Origin of the sequence: Erythrobacter sp. YT30 (genome assembly GCF_001542875.1) — a bacterium.
Taxonomy (GTDB): Bacteria; Pseudomonadota; Alphaproteobacteria; order Sphingomonadales; family Sphingomonadaceae; genus Erythrobacter.
Window position 1 is genome coordinate 970,950 of sequence record NZ_LMAF01000002.1, and the last position, 19,888, is coordinate 990,837.

Below are 19,888 nucleotides of genomic sequence, written 5' to 3' on the forward strand. Positions count from 1 at the left end.
CGCCGCTTGCTTTATGATACACCATCACATAAATGGGCGCGCATGGAATCGATCAACACCCAATTTCGGCGACGGCTTGATCGCGCCGGGCTTGTTCTGGCGGGCCTGTGCGCATTGCATTGCCTCGCCACGATCTTGATCGTTTCTATTCTTGGCATTGGTGGCCATTTCTTTCTAGCGCCGGAGATTCACGAAGTGGGCCTTGTCGCCGCTTTTGCTTTTGCAACCGTCGCAATCGGGTGGGGCGTTTTGGCTCACCGCAAGACAGGTCCTGCTCTTTACGCTCTCACGGGCCTCGCAGCGATGGGCTCAGGGCTGCTCATGCCGCACGGCAATGGCGAACTTGTGATGACCATCATTGGCGTTGCGCTTGTTGCTTACGGCCATGTGCTCAATCTGCGATCCAGCAACACCTGATAAACTCACGGTTGCCTGCGCCAGCCAAGGCTCTATCTCGGCGCTATGACTGAGACTAAAGCCATTACCCTGAACGGCGAGACACGCCGGACATCTGCCTCTTCCATCGCTGACCTTGTTCGGGAGCTTGAGCTCGACCCTCAAAAGGTCGCGGTTGAACGCAATGGCGAGATTGTACCGCGCTCAACCTTGGAAGATGCAACCCTCTCCGCTGATGACACGCTGGAAATTGTCCATTTTGTCGGCGGCGGAGATCGGCAAGACGATACCTGGGAAGTGGCTGGTCGCACATTCAAATCCCGGCTGATCGTCGGCACTGGTAAATACAAGGACTTCGAACAGAATGCCGCCGCTGTCGAAGCGAGCGGAGCGGATATCGTCACGGTAGCCGTGCGCCGCGTGAATGTTTCGGATCCCAAGGCGCCGATGCTCACCGACTTTATCGACCCAAAGAAAATCACTTATCTCCCGAATACGGCCGGGTGCTTTACCGGCGAAGAAGCGGTGCGCACCTTGCGGCTGGCGCGAGAGGCTGGCGGCTGGGATCTTGTCAAACTGGAAGTTCTGGGCGAGGCGCGCACGCTTTATCCCGATATGCGAGAGACGCTCAAGGCCACCGAAGTGCTTGCGAAGGAAGGTTTTCTTCCGATGGTCTATTGCGTCGATGATCCGATCGCGGCCAAGCAATTGGAAGATGCGGGCGCGGTGGCCATCATGCCTTTGGGCGCGCCGATCGGCTCTGGCCTTGGCATCCAGAACCAGGTGACGATCCGACTGATTGTCGAAGGCGCCAATGTCCCGGTGCTGGTCGATGCGGGCGTTGGAACCGCAAGTGACGCAGCGGTCGGTATGGAGCTTGGCTGTGACGGCATCTTGATGAACACCGCCATTGCCGAGGCGAAAGACCCCATTCGCATGGCCCGCGCCATGAAACTGGCGGTAGAAAGCGGACGCGAAGCCTATCTCGCTGGGCGTATGGGGCGGCGCAAATACGCTGATCCATCAAGCCCGCTGGCTGGATTGATCTAACACTAGGTTGACAAAGGTGACACCGTGTCACCCTGCAAGATTCGACCATTTCCCAATCCCATCAACGCCTTATCATCCAATTGGGCGCGGGTGACACATTGGGTGTGAGCGCAAAAAAGGGCCGCTGGTTCTTCAAAGAGCTGAGAGTTCCTTGTCGCAATCGTCTTACGTAGGAAAGCCGCCTGTTGTTTCCCCTCAGCAATTTCAGCTGCGTATGATTACCGAGTGTTAACCACATTGCCGCACAACACTCCTCAACACCGGGGAGACTATCATGGCGACCACATATTCCGCGTCCACGACCATTGCCGAAATGCGCGAATTCGCAAGCTTCACCGCCCAAGAGCAGCGCTATATCAAGCGCAGCCTCGATATTGGCCTTGCGCGGCAAGATGCGTTTAAGCTGTGGGGCCGGGGCGAGCGTGATTGTATCGCGATCCGACGCCAATATGTCGCCTACCGCGATGTTCAGGCTCTGCGCGAGCTGGTCCCGCAAAATAATGCGCCGAGCGAGATCGAAAGCTTTATGGGCACCGCTGTTCGCATGGCGGCGTTTGACCTGGGACAAGAGCAGATCAGCAGCTTTTCCGCGTTCCGCTTCCTCTACGAACGCCTAATCGGGGCGAAAGCGCGCAATTACCTGCCATCCGTGTTTTGCGCAGCGGCAGCCTTGCCGCAGATCGAACCGGAAAAGCGCAAAGTGTTGCTGCAATCGCTGAGCGAAGCAGCTGCAATGGCGTCCGGCTGGTCCGAAAGAGCGCCGAGCTTCTATCCTGAATATGTCGAGGATGTTGAAGCAGCTTAAAGGGGAGGCTTGCTCGCCGATCTGATCCTGGCTCGTTTGCGGCTATGAAGCTGGCGGTCAATTAGAGCGCTGCTGAACTCCTCTAACCTGCACAATGAATTCAATTAGAAAGGCTGTAACAAGGCTGAACAGGATGAGCCCATTGGCCGCGATAATGCCGGACAGGAGCCTCCAATCCTGACCGATGACGACGTCTCCGAAACCGAGCGTCGTAAATGAGACCACTGAGAAATAGATTGATTCTTCAAGAGTGCTGAACTGATCAAGCACCATAAACGCGCCGGCCCAGATCCAAACGGATACTGTAAGTGCGCTGAGCATCCAGAGCACGACCGCAGATAGCGATAATACCAGTTTCAGGAACCATCTGCCTGAAACCATCCATTTGCGCAGCCTTGCCAGAACCATTGTCGCGGTTGCGATGAAGCCAACGGTCACAAAGACGGTGATGCAAACTAGCATTGCACCAACGGCTAATTGAATCAGCACCCTTGCTTCCCGAATCTGGTCATTCGCTATCGGTTGTCATCAAGATGATTGGCCCAAGCGGCGATTGATCTTTCTCAATACAGCCCATCGATGCGCTCTTGATACCGGTCGCGGATTTTGTGGCGGCGGATCTTCATGCTTGGCGTCATCTCTTCGTTTTCGATGGAGAAAGCTTCATCCGCGAATTCGTACTTGCGCACTTTCTCGACAACCGACAGCTCTGCATTTGTCCGGTCCACCGCTTCGCGCACCGCTTTCTTGAAAACTGGAAGGTCTTGCAGCGCTTTCATGTCGAATTTCTCGCCATTCGCGCGGGACCATTCGAGCGCCCATTCTGCATCGGGCACGATCAGGCCGACGACATAGGGCCGCTTGTCGCCTGACACCATCGCTTGCGCGATTTCGGGTTGCAGGGTCAGCATGCCCTCAATCTTTTGCGGCGCGACATTATCGCCCTTGTCATTGACGATCATGTCCTTCTTGCGATCGGTGATCACAATCCGACCCTTGTGATCCAGATGCCCGATATCGCCCGTGTGTAGCCATGGTCTGCTATCGGGCTCGTTCGGGTCGGTTTGCAAGGTGCGCGCGGTTTCCGCTTCATTGCGCCAGTATCCGTGCATCACCAGCTCGCCCCGGCACAGAATTTCGCCATCGTCGGCGATTTTCACCTCAACATGACGAAGCGGCGGACCGACTGTATCCATCTTCAAACCCACAGCGGGGCGGTTGCAACTGATGACTGGGCCCGCCTCTGTCTGGCCATATCCCTGCAACATGGTGAGGCCCATCGCGTCAAAGAAATTGCCAACATCGGGATTGAGCGGCGCGCCGCCTGACACCAGCGCTTTCAGACGGCCGCCAAACTTGGCACGAATTTTTGGGCGCAGGGTTTTCTCGACGATCAGATCGAGCGGCCGATCGCGCTTGCGTTTCTTGCCCTCTTTCGAATTCTCGCTGATCTTCAGGGCGCTGCCCATCATAAAGCGCGCGACTTTGCCCTGTTTTTCGATCTGCTTCATGATCCGCGTGCGCAGCACTTCGAACAGGCGCGGAACAACTACCATCAGGGTCGGCCGTGTTTCTTCGATATTTGAAGCGAGTTTTTCAAGGCCTTCGGAATAGAATATCTCTGCGCCCACTGCGATGGGCAGATATTGACCGCCGGAATGCTCGTAAGCATGCGATAGCGGCAAGAATGACAAGAACCGCTCTTCCTCGACGCCGAAATCGTTGATCAGCACTTCGGCTGCGCCCGCTGCATTGCACAGGATTGCGCCGTGGTGCTGTTTCACCCCGCGCGGCGCGCCGCCGGTGCCGCTGGTGTAAATGAGACAAGCGGTCGCTTCTCGCTGTATGCTCGCAATGCGATTATCGACCGCCTTGCGCGCCTTGCCATAATCGCCCGTCACCAGATCGTCCCAACGGTGGTAGTCGAACGAGCCTGATTGCTTGCGCTGGAGATCATCGATCCCGATCACATGCTCGATCATGCCGGTTGAACCGATAGCCTCTACCACCGGCCCCAGCAGTTTCTCGGTCGATACGATGATTGCGCGCGCGCCCGAATTATCGAGGATATGCGCGTGATCGCGGCGTGTATTGGTGGTGTATGTGGGAACTGAGATGCACCCGGCAGCCATGATCGCGAGGTCGGCAATGCACCATTCGGGGCGATTTTCGGAAACAAGCGCTACGCGGTCGCCATCGCCAAGACCAAGCGCGCGCAGGCTTTCAGCGAGCAGGCAAACCTGTTCGGTGACATCGCGCCAGCTTTGCGTGGTCCATTCGCCATCAACCTTGCGTCCCAGGAACGGCGCATCGCCTTTTGCATCGGCGCGGGTCAGGAACAGGTCGACAAGGTTTAGAGCGCCATCAATATCTTGCAGCAACGGGTCGTCATTGGGATTGACGACTGGCCGGTCACTGATGGGCAGACTGTTTGCGGTGGTGGGGGCGTGCACGGAAATGGCTCCTCCTAGGCGACCAATTGGGCCTGGCTCACCCGATCTTTGCCGGGTTTCAACGTGTGATTGCTTTTCAAAATAGTCCTTGATCGCCGTAGCGGCAAGCGCAAGCGGTCAATGCTCCCCTGCATTCGAAGGCATCAGGGGATATCGCCAGCGCCGTCATCGCTTTGCGAAACGGGTTCATAACTCAGTAGCGGAGCGACACGCGGATCGCTGGCCACTTCCCAGCCTGTCGGTGTGCGGCGCAAGGCGTTGGCCTTGCCGCGCGGGGACAACAAGCGGATATCGCCATGGCCGCGCGATTGCAGCTCTTCGACCAGGTCTTCGACAACGCTGCCTTTTTCGGTAATCGCGACTGATCCAAACGACATGAGGAGAGGCATTGCGAGTGCTTCTTCAGCGGTCATGCCGAAATCGATAACACCGATTATGGAGCGGGTGACCTGCACCGGAATGGTTGGCCCGCCTGCAGCGCCGATCACCAGAACCACCTCGCCCCGATCATCGAAAACAATGGTCGGTGCCATGGAGGAACGCGGGCGTTTGCCGCCTTCAACCCGGTTTGCAACAGGCTTGCCATCCATTTCGGGCGACAAGCTGAAATCGGTAAGCTCGTTATTGAGGAAGAACCCTTCGAAAAACAGGCCAGAACCCCATGCGCCCTCGATTGTGGAGGTGTAGCTGATCGCATTGCCATCAGAGTCTGTGACGGAGAAATGGGTGGTCCCGTTTTCGGGCGGTTCATCACCATCCGCGCGGGCAAGGGGCGCCCCGGGCGGGGTGCCCGCTTCGGCCTTGTCGAGTGCTTTCGTCGGATCGATCAAAGCAGAGCGCGAGGCGACGTAATCGCGATCAAGCAGCCCTTCCACCGGCACCGCGACAAAGTCGGCATCGCCAATATACATTTCCCGATCAGCATAGGCGATGCGCTGCGATTCGAGGAACACGTGCCAGAATTCCGCGCTTTCCGGACCCATTTCGGCAAGGTCAAAGCGTTCAAGCTGGCCCAGCATTTGAGCGACGGCGACACCGCCCGATGATGGCGGACCCATGCCGCACACCGTGTATGCGCGGTATGAATAGCAGACCGGCGCGCGCTTTTTTGCCGCATAAGACGTGATATCGCTTTCGCTCATTTTGCCATCCTGCGGCGTCTCGCCTGCGATGTAGGATGCGAGCGCTGCTGCTTGCGCCTCATACATGGCTGATGGGCCATCTTTGGCAAGCATCTCGAATGTCTTGGCGAGAGCTGGCACTTTGATCACCGATCCTACAGGGAGCGCTTCACCATCAGGTCCGAAATAAATCGCGCGGGCGGCGTCGGAATTGCCGGCGCGTTCGGCGCGGCTTTTGATTGATTCGTGGAGGCGGCGGTTTACGCGAAACCCGTCGCGGGCAAGCGCAATGGCGGGCTGGAACAGATCCGCCCAAGGCAGCTTTCCATGCTCCGCATGCGCCTTAGCGGCGAGTGCGATGTTGCCGGGGACACCGACACTCAGGCCCGAAAGGACTCGCTTTTCGAACGGTAGCCGCTCGCCATCTTCATCGAGGAAGCGTGTGCCCGTGGCAGTCGCAGGCGCTGTTTCGCGGCCATCATATGTGATGATGCCCTCATCGCTTGCACGCACCATGAATCCGCCCCCGCCAATGCCGGAGCTTTGTGGTTCGACGACAGTCAGCGCGAGCATCACTGCTATCCCTGCATCGGTGGCTGACCCGCCTTTTTCGAGCATTGCCTCGCCAGCAGCGGTGGCGCGCGGATCAGCCGAACTCACCGCGCCATCGAGAGCGGTGGCCGCGCCGGTTTCCACTGCGGCTTCAGCGTTTTGGTAGGGAGCGCAGGCTGAAAGAGCGACCGCGCCAAGCATTGTAAAAGCCAAAGGAAGTTTCATGCGCGTCGTGCTATTCGCTTCCCACCGCATCTGCAATGTTTGCAAAGCCATCGCGGCGCATCAATTGGTGAAGCCCCTTCACGATTTCGCCGCCAAGACCCGGCCCTTCATAGACCATAGCCGAATACAATTGAACGAGGTTTGCGCCCGCCTTGATACGCTCCCAGGCGTGCTCTGCTGATCCTATTCCGCCCACGCCAATCAAGGGTATCTCGCCGCCCGTTGCTTTGCGAAAATCTCGTACGCGCTGCAAAGCGAGCGTACGCAGCGGCTCTCCTGAAAGGCCACCAGTCTCTCCCGCATGATGGGATCGCAGGTTGGGCCGCGAGATTGTCGTGTTTGATACAATCAGCGCACCGAGCCTCTTTTCCAGAGCGATCCGGGCAATCGCATCGATGTCGGCTGGCTCCAGATCGGGTGCAACTTTGAGGAATATCGGCGGCGGACTGTCCGCGCACACAGCATCGCGCGCGGCAATCACTCCATCGACAAGGGCGGCAAGAGCGCTTTCATCCTGAAGCGCGCGCAGGCCCGGCGTGTTGGGCGAGGAAACGTTGACCGCCAGATAGCTCGCAAAAGGGGCCATGATCCTAGCCATCTCGGCATAATCGGCGATGCGATCATCGGAATCCTTGTTCGCGCCAACATTGATGCCAACCACGCCCGGTCTTCCAGATCGCGCCCTCAATCGCTCCAATGCCGCAGCAGCTCCGGCGTTGTTGAAACCCATCCGATTGATCACGGCATTGTCTTCAACGAGGCGAAACAGGCGCGGCTTGGGATTGCCGGCCTGCGGGCGCGGCGTAATCGATCCGACTTCGGTGAAGCCAAACCCAAGGCCGAGTAGCGCGTCGGGCACTTCGGCATCCTTATCAAAGCCGGCGGCAACCCCAACGGGATTGGGAAAGTGCACGCCCGCCACTTCGATCGCCAAAGGGCCAGACTGATCTGCGCTTTTTGAGCCAGAACGAATCGGTAAAGCCCGTAATCCAGCGATCGCCAGACGGTGCCCGGTTTCAGAATCGAGCGCGAAAAGCGCCGGTTTGAGCAATTTGAAAAGCATGAAAGAGCGCTATGGCAAAATTTTTTCGCCTGTCGAGTGAAAGGATTTGAAGGGCGCTTTCCAACAAAACCGCTGACTTTGCTGACATGCACTGTTTGCAAGTTTGGTTAATTATCTCACTATTTTCGCTCGGTAGTCACTCTTGTCGTTTGCATACAATTCTCTCGCACCTTCCCAGTCTAGATCAATCCCTGCGACCCGAAGGGCTCGGAGCAGCAATGCGAAGAGTTCCTCAACTCAAATGGGCGGTCCCGAAATGGGGCCGCCCTTTTTTTGTGTCAAATCAACGCAAAACCGCCTAGTGCTCGCGCCAAAGAGACTATGCGATGAAGCAATCCAAGCCTGAACCTCAGAACGCGGTCCGTAAGGACATCGCAAAAGCCGCGTCTGAATCGAGCCTGGAACTCACTGCATCTTCGCTGATCTCGATTGATTACATCGCCCCGCCCGCCGCGGTAAGCGATTACATCACGACGCTCTATCACTTTCGCTGCGATGAAAAGGTCATCCGCGATATCCAACCATCATCGGTGGGACACCTTAGCCTGTTCGCACGCGGCAAGGGTGAGATGTATTTCCGCGAAGGACATGTCGATCCCAATCCTCCGGTCGCAATGCTCACCCCGCTTGCCAACGCAACGCCGTTTTTCGTCGATGGCCCCATGCATATCATGGGCGCAGCGCTTACACCGTTAGGTTGGGCGGCTTTGACCGGGCTTCATGCTGGAGAATGCGGCAATCGTCTGATGGATGCGGGCGAGATCTTGGGCGACGAGGCCGGTGCATGGGGCGAGCGGCTGATCGCGGAATACCTGGACGGTTCAAAGTCAGGGCGCGAATGCGCGCTTGAAGTTGGAGATTTCATCGGTCGCATCGCAAAGCCGATCAATCCACGCCATGTGGATCTTATTCGGATCGTGAACATGTGGCTCGGCTCCTCGTTCAATCCCGACGTCAACGAATTGATGGAGCAGGCCGCCTATTCTGAGCGCCAGGTGCAACGCCTGGTCGAGCGTTACTTCGGCCTCCCCCCAAAAGACATCGCGCGTAAATACCGCGCCTTGCGGGCAGCGGCACTGCTTTCATTCCCCTCGCTTACGCCTGATTATGAGGCGGCGCTGGGCGACGCGTTCTTTGATCAGTCGCACATGATACGCGAGATAAACCGCTTTGTGGGCCGCACGCCTGCGCGGCTCGGCAATGATGACAGCCCCTTCCTTAACGAGATGATCGCGCCGCGAAACTTGCGCGAGCTCGATACGCGATGGGGCGACAATTCCGAAGTGCTTCGCCCGATTGTCGATATCGGCAAAGACGACCTGAAAGGATAATTCATGACGAGATTGCTGCTGAGCGCTGTGAGTGCATGCGCGCTGGCGAGTGTTCCTGTGCCTGCTTTTGCCGATGATCATGCCGGGGGTGAAAGCCAGGCCGAGGCTGGTGCGGAACAATCTTCGGCAGCGCTCGCCGAATTGTTCGAGACTTACAATACAGCATATCTGGCAACGAACCCTGAGACCAAATCCTATCGCGGCATCCGTGATGAGGATTACGGGGTCTGGAACAATCCATCGGAAGCCGCCGAAAGAGCCGATTACCGCCTTCTCCAAGATGTCGCGGACCAGATGGAAGAGCGTTTTGCCCGCGAAGATCTGTCGGCTGAAGATGCGCTGTCCTATCGGCTGTTTGCGCTGACAGCTGAACGAGCTGAAATGCTCTATCCCTTCCGTGATCTCGGATACATTTTCGATCATCGCCGCGGCCCGCATACGCAGATGCCTGCCTTTCTGATCAATATTCACAGGGTCAGCGCGCCGGCCCATGCCGACGCTTATGTTTCGCGGATCTATGGGATGGGCCCGCAATTGGATGCTCTCACCGCGCAAGCGCGCGAACGTGCAGAGGCGGGTGTGATGCCGCCCGATTGGGTGTACCCTTACATAATCGCCGATCTCGAAGCGCTGATTGCGGCTGGTAATGACAATGCGGTGCTCAAGGATTTTGAAGGTAAAGTCATGGCTCTTCCGGTGCCCGAAGGTGAGGCATTGGACATGGCGGCATCTGCGACCATGTGGTTGGGAGCCGCGCAAGAAGCATGGAACACATCCGCCCTTCCCGCCTACCAGCGCCTTCTTGATGAAATGAAGCGCCAGCAGGCTTTTGCGCCCACCGACGATGGCGTCTGGCGTCTGCCCAATGGCGATGCCTATTACGCAGCGCAATTGAAGCGCTACACCACGACCGACCTTACTGCTGACGAGGTGCACAATATCGGCCTTCGCGAGGTGGAGCGCATCCATGGCGAAATGCGCGAAATCATGGCGAAAGTGGGTTTTGAAGGCACCTTGCAGGACTTCTTCGAATTCACCCGGACGGGCGATCAATTCTTCTACGAAACGCGCGAGGCCTATCTTGCCGATGCGCAGGCAAAGCTTGATGCGATGGAAGAAAAGCTGCCCGAATATTTCGGCCGCCTTCCCAAAGCGCCCATGATTATCAAGCCGGTAGAGGCTTTCCGCGAAAAGAGCGCTGGCAAAGCCTTTTATCAAAGCCCGGCAGCTGATGGCTCGCGCCCCGGAACCTATTATGTGAACCTCTACAATCTGCGCGATATGTCCAAGAACGAACTGGAAGCGCTCGCCTATCACGAAGGTTTCCCTGGCCACCATTTGCAACGCGCGCTTCAAACCGAGCTCGGCGATCTTCCGCCTTTCCGCCGCTATGGCGGGTGGACGGCCTACACCGAGGGCTGGGGCCTCTACACAGAGGAGCTGGGAAAGGATATGGGCTTTTACGAGGATCCCTATTCCGATTTCGGGCGGCTCGGCATGGAATTATGGCGCGCGTGCCGACTGGTCGTTGACACCGGCATTCATTCAAAGAAATGGAGCCGCGAGAAGGCGATCCAGTATCTGCAGGACAACACGCCCAACCCCGAAGGCGATGTCGTCAAGGCTATCGAGCGGTATATCACTACGCCTGGGCAAGCGACGGCGTACATGATTGGCAAATTGAAGATCATGGAACTGCGCGGCCGTGCGGCGGACCAGCTGGGCGATGACTTTGATATCCGCGCCTTCCACGATGTCGTTTTGCTTACTGGGCCGGTGCCGCTTTCCATTCTAGAGGAGAATGTCATGACCTGGGTCAACGAGCAAAAAGGCGGCTGATGCTCGTCCACATCTGATGTCGTTGCGATACAATAGACTTTTCCGGGGCGTGGTTATCGCTTGCTCTAGGAGCCGAACACTCCAGGCTCCGCAGGGTCTGACCCAAAGGACACTGGGGGCGATCCAGCCACCATGTTGCCAATTCGGTTGGATCGCCCCAATTCCGCGCAAAAAATCATGAATCCCACTCCACTTACGCTGGTGAATGATGCCAGCAATGGGCACTTCACGCTCAAATACTACAATCCACCCGAGGGTCTGGAGCGCTATATTCTGGCGCTTTTTGATCTCCAGTGGGACGAGGCCAACATGGAAAGCCGCCATCCCGGTAATACAGGCCTTCTGCATCTGACGATCGAGGGTGAAGGGGAGTTTCGTTTTCCTGACCGTGTCGATAAAGCGGTTCCGGGCCCGTATATATTCAACGCGTTTGACGTTGCCACGCCCTATACTCTGAAGGGACCATGGCGATGCCTGGGTGCGTCACTTTCGCCCTATGGCTGGGCTGCGCTGACGCAGGCTCCTGTCGACCAGCACAAGAACCGGTTCTTCCCGGCTGCCGACTTGCTTGGCAATGATATCAACACGTTTTGTGACGACCTGATTGCAAGGCTTCTAAGCGGCGAGATCGGAGGCGCGGAGGCTTGCGGGGCAGTCGCCAATTGGATTGGCGATCGGTTGCAGCCGATCCCTGTCGACCATGAGGTGCTTATTGAGAAAGTCCTGGCCTGGCTGGGTTCGTCTCTCAATCCGCAAGTGGATGACCTGCGCGAAAGCCTCGGTTATTCGCGCCGTCAGGTGGAGCGCCTCGTTAAACGTTATTTCGGCTTTCCGCCGCGAGGCCTTGCGCGCAAGTTTCGTGCGCTTCGAACAGCCAATCTTCTTATCCAGCCGGAAATGACTGACGAAGGCGCGGCCGAGATTGCTGAGGCTTTTGTCGATCAGCCGCATATGATCCGCGAGCTTCGCCGGTTTTGCGGTTTTACACCAAGTCGGCTTGAAGGGCATGAGGATACGCTGTTCCTCAAATTGACCGAGGTCAAAAATCTCAACCGGCTCGCCCCATACAAGGACATTGGCGTCTAAAAGACAGCTTTTGCGCTTTCTGCAAAACGAGCGATAGCGAAGGCTTGAAATCGGACCATATCGGGCGTATTTAAAATACGACTCAATTGGTCTGATTTAAGAATAACTCGCAATAAGCGGAATTTATGCGCCTTTCTAACCTTGCAGATTATGCCGTGATCACCATGGTCCAGGCCGCATCACATTGCGGTGATGGGCGCGTGAGCGCGGCTGAATTGGCGAGCGAAACGGGCCTTCCGGTGCCGACCGTGCAGAAACTCGTCTCCAAACTCACAGCTGCCAGCCTGCTGCGCTCTGTTCGCGGCGTGGGTGGCGGTTTGCAGCTAGCACGGCCAGCCGCCGCCATCACCGTTGCCGACATTGTCGAAGCGGTCGAAGGCCCGATCGCGCTCACCGCGTGCGTCCATGGCGAGGATTGCGATTACGAAGCCGGCTGCTCGATGAAGCCGCACTGGCCGATCATCAACAGCGCCATGCGCGGCGCCCTGGCTTGCATCACGCTCGACCAATTGCGCGGCACCCCCGCGATTACTCCCTCTCACCCAACCAAAGAAGAAGCGGCATGACCGACAATCTCGATCTTCAAACTCCAGAAATGGACCAGGATGCCAAAGACGCAGCCGCAGCTGCTGCTGAATATGAGCACGGCTGGTCGGCCGATATCGACACTGAATTTGCCGAAAAAGGCCTCAAGGAAGACACGGTCCGCTTTATCTCGGCCAAGAAGGGCGAACCGGAATGGATGCTCGATTGGCGGCTGAAAGCCTTTCGGATTTGGGAAACCCTCGAAGAGCCCGATTGGGCCAAAGTCGGATATCCCAAAATCGATTATCAAGACGCGTATTATTACGCCGCGCCCAAGAAGAAGGAAAAGCTCAAATCGCTCGATGAGCTCGATCCGGAGATCAAGGCAGTCTATGATAAGCTCGGCATTCCCGTAGCAGAGCAAGAAGTACTCGCTGGCGTCGAGGGCGCGCGCAAAGTCGCCGTGGATGCAGTTTTCGACAGTGTCAGCGTTGCGACCACATTCCGCGACGAATTGAAGAAGGCAGGCGTCATCTTCCTCTCAATCAGCGAGGCGATCAAGGAACACCCTGAGCTGGTCAAAAAATGGCTCGGCAAAGTCGTGCCTACGCGCGACAATTACTTTGCATGCCTCAATTCGGCGGTCTTCTCCGATGGCACATTCGTCTATGTTCCCGAAGGCGTGCGCTGCCCGATGGAGCTTTCGACCTATTTCCGCATCAATGCAGAGAATACCGGTCAATTCGAACGGACTCTGATTGTGGCCGAGAAGGGGGCTTACGTCTCTTATCTCGAAGGCTGTACCGCCCCGATGCGCGATGAAAACCAGCTGCACGCCGCCGTTGTGGAACTGGTCGCGCTCGAAGATGCCGAGATCAAATATTCAACCGTTCAGAACTGGTATCCGGGCAATTCCGAAGGCGTCGGCGGCATCTACAATTTCGTGACCAAGCGCGGGCTTTGCCAAGGTGATCGCTCCAAGATCAGTTGGACGCAGGTCGAAACCGGCTCAGCCGTGACGTGGAAATACCCAAGCTGCGTGCTCAATGGCGAAGACAGCGTGGGCGAGTTCTACTCGGTCGCGGTGACGAACAATTTCCAGCAGGCCGACACCGGCACCAAGATGGTGCACAACGGCAAGGGATCGCGCTCAACGATCATTTCCAAAGGGATTTCGGCAGGCAAATCGAACAACACCTATCGCGGGCTGGTTCGCGTCGGCCCCAAGGCAGACGGTGTGCGCAATTTCACCCAGTGTGACAGCCTGCTTTTGGGCGAGGAATGCGGCGCGCACACTGTGCCCTATATCGAGGTAAAGAACCCCGGTGCGCAGATCGAGCACGAGGCAACGACTTCAAAAATCTCCGATGAGCAGATGTTCTACGCGCAGCAACGCGGGCTTGACGAAGAAGAGGCGGTGGCGCTGATCGTCAACGGCTTCGCCAAGGACGTGCTGAAAGAGCTGCCGATGGAGTTTGCCGTCGAAGCGCAGAAGCTGCTGGCAATTTCGCTTGAGGGGAGCGTGGGGTGATTGAGCTTCTAGCCGCCGTCCCAGCCACCGAAATGCTCAATCGTCCCGTGTTGCAGTGGCGTGTCCATGAGTTTGTGGGCTATGGATACGTGGCCGCTGTCGTTGCGCTCCCGTTTCTTGCTGGTTTTCTTCACCACCGGAATTGGAAAGCATGCGCTGCATGGTCGTTCTGTATCGCGAGTGTTGTCAGCTTTTGGTTCGTGGGAGCCGAGATTACTGAGGCTCGATTTTATGAATATCGTATTCATGAATCTGACATGCTGTTGGCCGCGGTCAAACATGCGCTTTTGCCATCAATAGGTGCAACGTTTGGCGGTATCGCGGTTGGCACCCTGATCTTTCGAATCTTCAAGTATAAGGCGGAGGCCACTACATGAGCGACCGCAAAATCCTAGGCCTGCGCGAGCCCTCTGACGAAGCACCCGCCCTCAACAAAAAGGGCCGGGGCTGGAAGATCTCGGACAAGCGCCTTGACGAGCTGCACAGCCAAGCGCGTGAGCTTCGCCGGCATTCCTCCGTAGCACACAAGGCGCTCGCCAAGCGTTTTGCCACGGCCAATCTCGGCCGTCACACCTTCAAACGCCATGCTGTCGTCGGCAGCGCGATTGTCGATTTCAACTGCCATTCCCTGGGCATGGCGATCGACATTTTTGAAGAGGGCGAAAACGAACAACTCGCCGCGCGACGCGACAAGAGCCTTGAGGCAGTCGGCATCAAGGTGATGCGGATCAGAGCTTCGGAAGTGCTCGAAAACATGGACGGCGTCCTCGCGCGTATCACCGCAGGCATGTGCCAACGGATCGAAGACAAGCAGGAGCGTAGAGCCGAACACTTCCGCAGCTCGCGCCCAGCTCGCATGAGAAAACAGGACTAGTGCCAATGCCAACCGCCATTTTCCCAATCGCCATGTTCGTAGCCATCACGCAGCCTGCTCCTGTGACTGATGAAAGCGTTTTGGGCGGGAGCGAATACACCAAGCTGCCCGAAACCTGGGAACTCACCTACGACATCGCGATGCAGCCCTATGTGAGCGACTACAAGAACTGCCTTGAGCACACCAATCTGATCCTCGATGGAAGGCCCAATGTCGAACAGCAGCACCGTGCAGCGCTCCCTCGCTGTGCAGAAGTGCGCGCCGAGGCAATCGCGCAGTCGAATGCCGTGCTGGCCCGGCGCGGGCGCACCGACACGATGCCGCCTGCGAAGGTGACTGAAGCGTTTGACACGCTGGGCAATATTCACATTCAGCGCGGTCGCAATCTTGATCAGCAATTCGAGCTTCAGATTCGCGCCACAGAAGAGCGCCGGCGCAAGTACGAAGAGCAAATTGCCGAGCGTGATGCGGCCATCGCGCGCGAAGCCGAAGCGGATGCTGCGGCCGAAACCACCAACTCTACCCCCTCTCAGGAGCCTGCCAATGTTGGCTATTAATAACCTTACCGCCGAAGTCGAAAGCTCGGATGGTACCAAACCAATCCTCAAAGGCTTGAGCCTTGAGGTTGCACCAGGCGAAGTGCACGCAATCATGGGCCCGAATGGCGCAGGCAAGTCGACGCTGGCGCATGTGCTCGGCGGAAAGCCCGGTTATGAAGTGACCGGCGGCTCAGTGACGTTCAACGGCAAGGATCTGCTCGATCTCGATCCGCATGAGCGCGCTGGCGAGGGGCTGTTTCTGGGTTTTCAGTATCCGGTCGAAATTCCGGGTGTCTCCAACGTCCAGTTCCTGCGTGAGGCGCTGAATGCGCAACGCAAATATCGCGAGGAAGAACCGCTGTCTGGCGGCGAGTTCCTGAAGCTTGCCAAAGAGAAAGCGGCGCTTCTCAAGATGGATATGGACATGCTCAAGCGGCAGGTGAATGTCGGGTTCTCGGGCGGCGAAAAGAAGCGCGCGGAAATGGTCCAAATGGGCATTCTTGATCCGCAATTCGCCGTGCTGGATGAAACCGATAGCGGACTCGATATCGACGCTCTGCGCGTCGTGGGCGAAGGCATTAATGCAATCATGCGCAGCGCCGATAAAGGCGTGTTGCTGATCACGCACTACCAACGCCTGCTTGATGTCGTGAAGCCTGATCGGGTGAGCGTTCTGGCGGATGGCCGGATTGTCGAAACCGGCGGGCCAGAGCTTGCGCTGCGGCTCGAGGAAGAAGGCTATGACGCGGTGATGGCTAATGCCTGAGGCAGCCACCCTCCCCACCCGGCGCGAAGAAGCGTGGCGCTATGCCGACATCGATGCGGTCGAGGCATTGGGCTCGGCTGCACTAGACGCGTGGGACGAGATTGCGGTTGCCGATGGCGAGACGTTCCAGCGCAATCTGGTCCTGGGAAGTGACACGTCGGAATTGCAGCGTCTTCGAGTGACCTTGGGTGCTGGAGCGCGTGCTGAGATTTTTGCAACGCTGGCAGGCGGCGCCTCAACGCGGCTCGAAATCGAGGTGACACTCGCCGATGGCGCTCATTTTGAGCTGGGCGGTGTCACGATTGGCGGCGGCGATGCAACACGGGAAATCGTCACGACAACGCTCCATTCTGCCCCCAATGCGACCAGCAATCAGACCGTCCGCAGCGTGCATTGGGGCACGGCAACGGGCAATTTCCTTGGCGAGATCAAGGTCGCGCGTCACGCGCAAAAGACCGATGCGGCGCAGGATTTCAAGGCTCTGCTGCTCCAACAAGGCGCGAGTGCGAATGCTGTGCCGCAGCTCGAGATTTTCGCAGACGATGTGAAATGCGCACACGGCGCGACAGTTGGCGAATTGGATGAAAACGCGCGCTTCTACATGGCAGCGCGCGGGCTTTCGCCTGAGATGGCACAGCGCCTGCTAGTGCAGGCTTTTATTGGCGATGCCTTTGTCGAGCTTGAAGATGAAAGTGAGCGCGAGAGGCTGCTTGATGCCGCGCTTGATCACTTGGGAGGATCAGGGCTGTGAACGCCGGTCCTTTCATCTTTGCAGCTAGCCTGTTGGGATCCGCGCAAGTTGCATGGGCGCAGGACGACGCAGTTGGCACCAAACCTCAATCCGACACTGTTATTATGACCGTGCCCACCCCGGTTTACGCAACTCCCATTGAGGCTGCGGTTGATCTGGTGGGCGATTTTCCGGAATCGCTCGAAGGCAGGCAGACGTTGTCCGTTGAGGCGGCGAAGTATGAGAACGACCCGGAACAGCTTCTTATAACTGTGACGCTTGATGGGCTGCTCGACGATTCAACCTCGGCACAACGCTATACGATCCGGCTTAGACCGGTGGCGGATGGCTGGAAGAGGAGCGCGTACAAGCTTGAATCCCGATGTGCCCGCGGCGGCGAATTGGGCGATTGGAAGGTCGGAACATGTCCGTAATCACTAAAATCGAAACCACTGACGCCTTTCCAGATGTGCGCGGCGACTTTCCAGGTCTTGTGACGCGGGACGGTGAGCCTTGGCATTATCTCGACACGGCGGCGACTTCGCAAAAACCGCGCGTCGTGATCGATGCGATGGCGCGGGCTTTGGGTGAGGACTACGCTACAGTCCACCGCGGCGTTTATGCGCGCTCAGCCGAAATGACGCTCGCTTACGAAGCGGCGCGCAGGCGGATTGCGAGCTTCTTGGGCGGCTCAGAGGATGAAATCGTCTTCACGCGCGGTGCGACCGAAGCGATCAACCTGGTGGCGAACACCTGGGGGCAAGCGAATATCAGCAAAGGCGACCGCATCCTGCTTTCCCAGCTTGAGCATCATTCCAATATCGTGCCCTGGCAGATGCTGGCTGAGCGTGTGGGTGCGCATATCGATGCATGCCCGCTAACCGGCGATCACCAAATCGATCTCGATGCGGCTGAGGCCATGTTGACGGAGCAGCATAAGCTTGTCGCGTTCGGCCATGTCTCCAATGTGCTTGGCGGTGTGCTCGATGCCCCCCGCGCGGCGGCGATGGCACACAGGGTTGGCGCAAAACTGTTGCTCGATGGCTGTCAGTCTGCGCCGCATATGCCGGTTGATGTCAAAACGCTCGATTGTGATTTCTACGTCTTTTCAGCGCACAAGCTTTACGGTCCAACTGGGATTGGCGCTTTGTGGGCGCGCGAAGGAATTCTCGCCGATATGCCGCCATGGGAAGGCGGCGGTGCGATGATTGACCGCGTGACATTCGAAAAAACCACTTACGCCCCGGCTCCGCAGCGTTTCGAAGCTGGCACTCCCGCCATTACCGAAGCCATCGCATTTGCAGCGGCCGCTGATTATGTGAGCGATATCGGGCTTGATCGTCTGCACGCCCACGAAGCGAAACTGGTTGAACGTCTGCGCGGCGAACTTGGCGCGATGAACGACGTAACGCTCTATGGCCCCGCTGACAGCGCCGGTATTGTGAGCTTTGCGATCGACGGCATTCACCCGCACGATCTCGGCACCATCCTCGATGAAGCCAATGTCGCGATCCGCGCCGGGCACCATTGTGCGCAGCCTTTGATGGATTATCTCGACGTCCCAGCCACCGCGCGTGCCAGTTTTGGCGCTTATTCGAGTGACGCCGATGTCGATGCGCTTCTTGAAGGAATTGCCCGGACCAAACGGATTTTTGGAAAAGCATGATGAACAAACCAGATAAATCACGCGATTTTGTCGCAGCGCCTGCACCCAACGATGAGGTGGTGAAGCCGCCGCGCGCGCGCGTTTCGGATGCGATTGATGATGAGGCTCCGGCTGAACCAGCTCCCAAAAGAGAGCGCGACTATCTGGAGGGCTTCCTCGCTGCAAAACCTGCTGACGCATCCGCAACCGGCGATGGCGGCGAATTGCAGCAGGCTGTCATTGATGCCTTAAAAGAGATTTACGATCCGGAAATTCCAGTCAATATCTATGATCTGGGCCTGATTTACGGCGTCGAAGTGGACGATGAAGCCGATGCGACTGTTACTATGACGCTTACAACGCCCCATTGTCCGGTTGCTGAAACCATGCCGGGCGAGGTCGAATTGCGCGCGTCATCAGTGCCAGGCATTCGCGACGCCGAGGTCAATCTTGTGTGGGATCCGCCGTGGTCGCCGGAGAAAATGTCCGACGAAGCGCGGCTTGAATTGGGAATGCTGTGATGACGACGACACTAAAAGAACGCCCCGCAGCGGTGATCCTAACGAAAGGCGCGGAGGAACGCGTCGCGCACCTGATGAGCAAGGCGCCTGATGATGCCATCGGTGTTAAACTCTCCACTCCGCGGCGCGGCTGTTCCGGCCTTGCCTATTCGGTCGACTACGTCACTGAAGAGGCGAAATTCGACGAGAAAATCGAAACGTCCGGCGGCACATTCTACATTGACGGTGCGAGCGTTCTCTACCTTGTCGGATCGACGATGGACTGGGTCGAGGACGATTTCACCGCGGGCTTTGTGTTCGACAATCCCAATGCCAAAGGTGCGTGCGGCTGCGGCGAGAGCTTTATGGTCTGATGCCGAAAGTCGTGGAACTTACGACACGGCTGGATTGCAACCCGGATGAGATTTGGGCGCGCGTTCAGACTTCGCAAGTTTTACAGCATATTACTGCGCCGATCTTGCGTTTTGTGCCGATCGACAAAGACGGATTTCCGGAGGTCTGGCGAGCCGGCGAATACCGCGCGCAGATGTACTTGTTTGGGCTGGTCCCGATGGGATGGCAGGCCATCGCCATCAGCTTTCCCGATTCCGAAGGCTCCACCCGCTTTCTTCGCGACAATGGCTACAGCCCAATGATCAAGCGGTGGGATCACTGGATTATGATCGCGCCGACTGCTGATGGAGCAGCAACCCAGTACACTGATCGTGTAACGGTGGACGCAGGCATGCTGACACCGCTTATCGCGATGTTTGCCAAGGCATTTTATGGGCACAGGCAGCGTCGCTGGCGCGGACTTGTGAAGTCCAATTTTGCGGCTTTGAACGGTTGAACGGTTG

At 57.4% G+C, this 19,888-nt stretch carries 22 protein-coding genes; 18 read left to right on the top strand and 4 right to left on the bottom strand.

Annotated elements, in window-relative coordinates:
* Positions 1-42 precede the first annotated feature (42 nt).
* The 3 genes from AUC45_RS09300 to AUC45_RS09310 all read left to right on the top strand — a co-directional run bounded on the left by AUC45_RS09300 (position 43) and on the right by AUC45_RS09310 (position 2,251).
* On the top strand, positions 43-417 hold the full coding sequence (locus AUC45_RS09300; protein WP_067603735.1) for a MerC domain-containing protein: 375 nt from the start codon (positions 43-45) through the stop codon (positions 415-417).
* A gap of 45 nt (positions 418-462) precedes the next feature.
* On the top strand, positions 463-1,446 hold the full coding sequence (thiS, locus tag AUC45_RS09305) for a sulfur carrier protein ThiS (protein WP_067601451.1): 984 nt from the start codon (positions 463-465) through the stop codon (positions 1,444-1,446).
* Between the two features lie 274 nt (positions 1,447-1,720).
* Complete coding sequence (locus AUC45_RS09310; RefSeq protein ID WP_067601454.1) at positions 1,721-2,251, top strand: hypothetical protein; 531 nt, start codon at positions 1,721-1,723, stop codon at positions 2,249-2,251.
* 57 nt (positions 2,252-2,308) lie between these two features.
* On the opposite strand, the gene AUC45_RS09315 is transcribed toward AUC45_RS09310, so the two are convergent.
* The 4 genes from AUC45_RS09315 to AUC45_RS09330 form a co-directional block, all read right to left on the bottom strand.
* Positions 2,309-2,713: a potassium channel family protein gene (locus tag AUC45_RS09315; protein ID WP_067601457.1), complete on the bottom strand. Its 405-nt coding sequence runs from the start codon at positions 2,711-2,713 to the stop codon at positions 2,309-2,311.
* A 101-nt stretch (positions 2,714-2,814) separates the two neighbouring features.
* Entirely contained in the window at positions 2,815-4,632 is a 1,818-nt protein-coding gene (locus AUC45_RS09320) for a long-chain fatty acid--CoA ligase (RefSeq protein ID WP_067603738.1), read from the bottom strand.
* Positions 4,633-4,847: 215 nt separating this feature from the next.
* Positions 4,848-6,602, bottom strand: a complete 1,755-nt coding sequence (gene ggt / locus AUC45_RS09325) for a gamma-glutamyltransferase (protein ID WP_067603741.1) — start codon at positions 6,600-6,602, stop codon at positions 4,848-4,850.
* Between the two features lie 10 nt (positions 6,603-6,612).
* The gene (locus AUC45_RS09330; protein WP_067601460.1) at positions 6,613-7,665 is read right to left on the bottom strand and encodes a quinone-dependent dihydroorotate dehydrogenase; all 1,053 of its coding nucleotides are present in this window, start codon (positions 7,663-7,665) and stop codon (positions 6,613-6,615) included.
* Positions 7,666-7,991: 326 nt separating this feature from the next.
* Here AUC45_RS09330 and AUC45_RS09335 point away from each other — a divergent pair, with 326 nt between their 5' ends.
* The 15 genes from AUC45_RS09335 to AUC45_RS09405 all read left to right on the top strand — a co-directional run bounded on the left by AUC45_RS09335 (position 7,992) and on the right by AUC45_RS09405 (position 19,881).
* On the top strand, positions 7,992-8,996 hold the full coding sequence (locus AUC45_RS09335) for a helix-turn-helix domain-containing protein (RefSeq protein WP_067601469.1): 1,005 nt from the start codon (positions 7,992-7,994) through the stop codon (positions 8,994-8,996).
* Between the two features lie 3 nt (positions 8,997-8,999).
* Positions 9,000-10,835, top strand: coding sequence for a DUF885 family protein (locus AUC45_RS09340; protein WP_067601472.1), 1,836 nt, complete (start codon positions 9,000-9,002; stop codon positions 10,833-10,835).
* Between the two features lie 177 nt (positions 10,836-11,012).
* Positions 11,013-11,921, top strand: coding sequence for a helix-turn-helix domain-containing protein (locus AUC45_RS09345; protein ID WP_197409537.1), 909 nt, complete (start codon positions 11,013-11,015; stop codon positions 11,919-11,921).
* Between the two features lie 125 nt (positions 11,922-12,046).
* Positions 12,047-12,487: an SUF system Fe-S cluster assembly regulator gene (locus tag AUC45_RS09350; protein WP_067601477.1), complete on the top strand. Its 441-nt coding sequence runs from the start codon at positions 12,047-12,049 to the stop codon at positions 12,485-12,487.
* Positions 12,484-13,977, top strand: a complete 1,494-nt coding sequence (gene sufB / locus AUC45_RS09355) for a Fe-S cluster assembly protein SufB (protein WP_067601485.1) — start codon at positions 12,484-12,486, stop codon at positions 13,975-13,977. Before AUC45_RS09350 ends, sufB begins: the two co-directional genes overlap by 4 nt.
* Positions 13,974-14,354 carry a hypothetical protein gene (locus tag AUC45_RS09360; RefSeq protein ID WP_067601488.1) on the top strand — a complete coding sequence of 127 codons (381 nt, stop codon included), beginning with the start codon at positions 13,974-13,976 and terminating at the stop codon, positions 14,352-14,354. The genes sufB and AUC45_RS09360 overlap by 4 nt, the downstream gene beginning before the upstream one ends.
* The gene (locus AUC45_RS09365) at positions 14,351-14,851 is read left to right on the top strand and encodes an endonuclease domain-containing protein (protein WP_067601491.1); all 501 of its coding nucleotides are present in this window, start codon (positions 14,351-14,353) and stop codon (positions 14,849-14,851) included. The genes AUC45_RS09360 and AUC45_RS09365 overlap by 4 nt, the downstream gene beginning before the upstream one ends.
* A 5-nt stretch (positions 14,852-14,856) precedes the next feature.
* A complete protein-coding gene (locus AUC45_RS09370) occupies positions 14,857-15,408 on the top strand; it encodes a hypothetical protein (protein ID WP_067601494.1) in 552 nt (183 codons plus the stop codon).
* A complete protein-coding gene (gene sufC, locus AUC45_RS09375) occupies positions 15,395-16,156 on the top strand; it encodes a Fe-S cluster assembly ATPase SufC (RefSeq protein WP_156423804.1) in 762 nt (253 codons plus the stop codon). The genes AUC45_RS09370 and sufC overlap by 14 nt, the downstream gene beginning before the upstream one ends.
* Positions 16,149-16,907 carry a SufD family Fe-S cluster assembly protein gene (locus tag AUC45_RS09380; RefSeq protein ID WP_067601497.1) on the top strand — a complete coding sequence of 253 codons (759 nt, stop codon included), beginning with the start codon at positions 16,149-16,151 and terminating at the stop codon, positions 16,905-16,907. The genes sufC and AUC45_RS09380 overlap by 8 nt, the downstream gene beginning before the upstream one ends.
* Positions 16,904-17,320: a hypothetical protein gene (locus AUC45_RS09385; protein ID WP_067601500.1), complete on the top strand. Its 417-nt coding sequence runs from the start codon at positions 16,904-16,906 to the stop codon at positions 17,318-17,320. The genes AUC45_RS09380 and AUC45_RS09385 overlap by 4 nt, the downstream gene beginning before the upstream one ends.
* A complete protein-coding gene (locus AUC45_RS09390; protein ID WP_067601503.1) occupies positions 17,311-18,552 on the top strand; it encodes an aminotransferase class V-fold PLP-dependent enzyme in 1,242 nt (413 codons plus the stop codon). Before AUC45_RS09385 ends, AUC45_RS09390 begins: the two co-directional genes overlap by 10 nt.
* The gene (locus AUC45_RS09395; RefSeq protein WP_067603745.1) at positions 18,552-19,052 is read left to right on the top strand and encodes an SUF system Fe-S cluster assembly protein; all 501 of its coding nucleotides are present in this window, start codon (positions 18,552-18,554) and stop codon (positions 19,050-19,052) included. The genes AUC45_RS09390 and AUC45_RS09395 overlap by 1 nt, the downstream gene beginning before the upstream one ends.
* Positions 19,052-19,405: an iron-sulfur cluster assembly accessory protein gene (locus tag AUC45_RS09400; protein WP_067601505.1), complete on the top strand. Its 354-nt coding sequence runs from the start codon at positions 19,052-19,054 to the stop codon at positions 19,403-19,405. The genes AUC45_RS09395 and AUC45_RS09400 overlap by 1 nt, the downstream gene beginning before the upstream one ends.
* Positions 19,405-19,881 carry a hypothetical protein gene (locus AUC45_RS09405; RefSeq protein ID WP_067601506.1) on the top strand — a complete coding sequence of 159 codons (477 nt, stop codon included), beginning with the start codon at positions 19,405-19,407 and terminating at the stop codon, positions 19,879-19,881. The genes AUC45_RS09400 and AUC45_RS09405 overlap by 1 nt, the downstream gene beginning before the upstream one ends.
* Positions 19,882-19,888 lie beyond the last annotated feature (7 nt).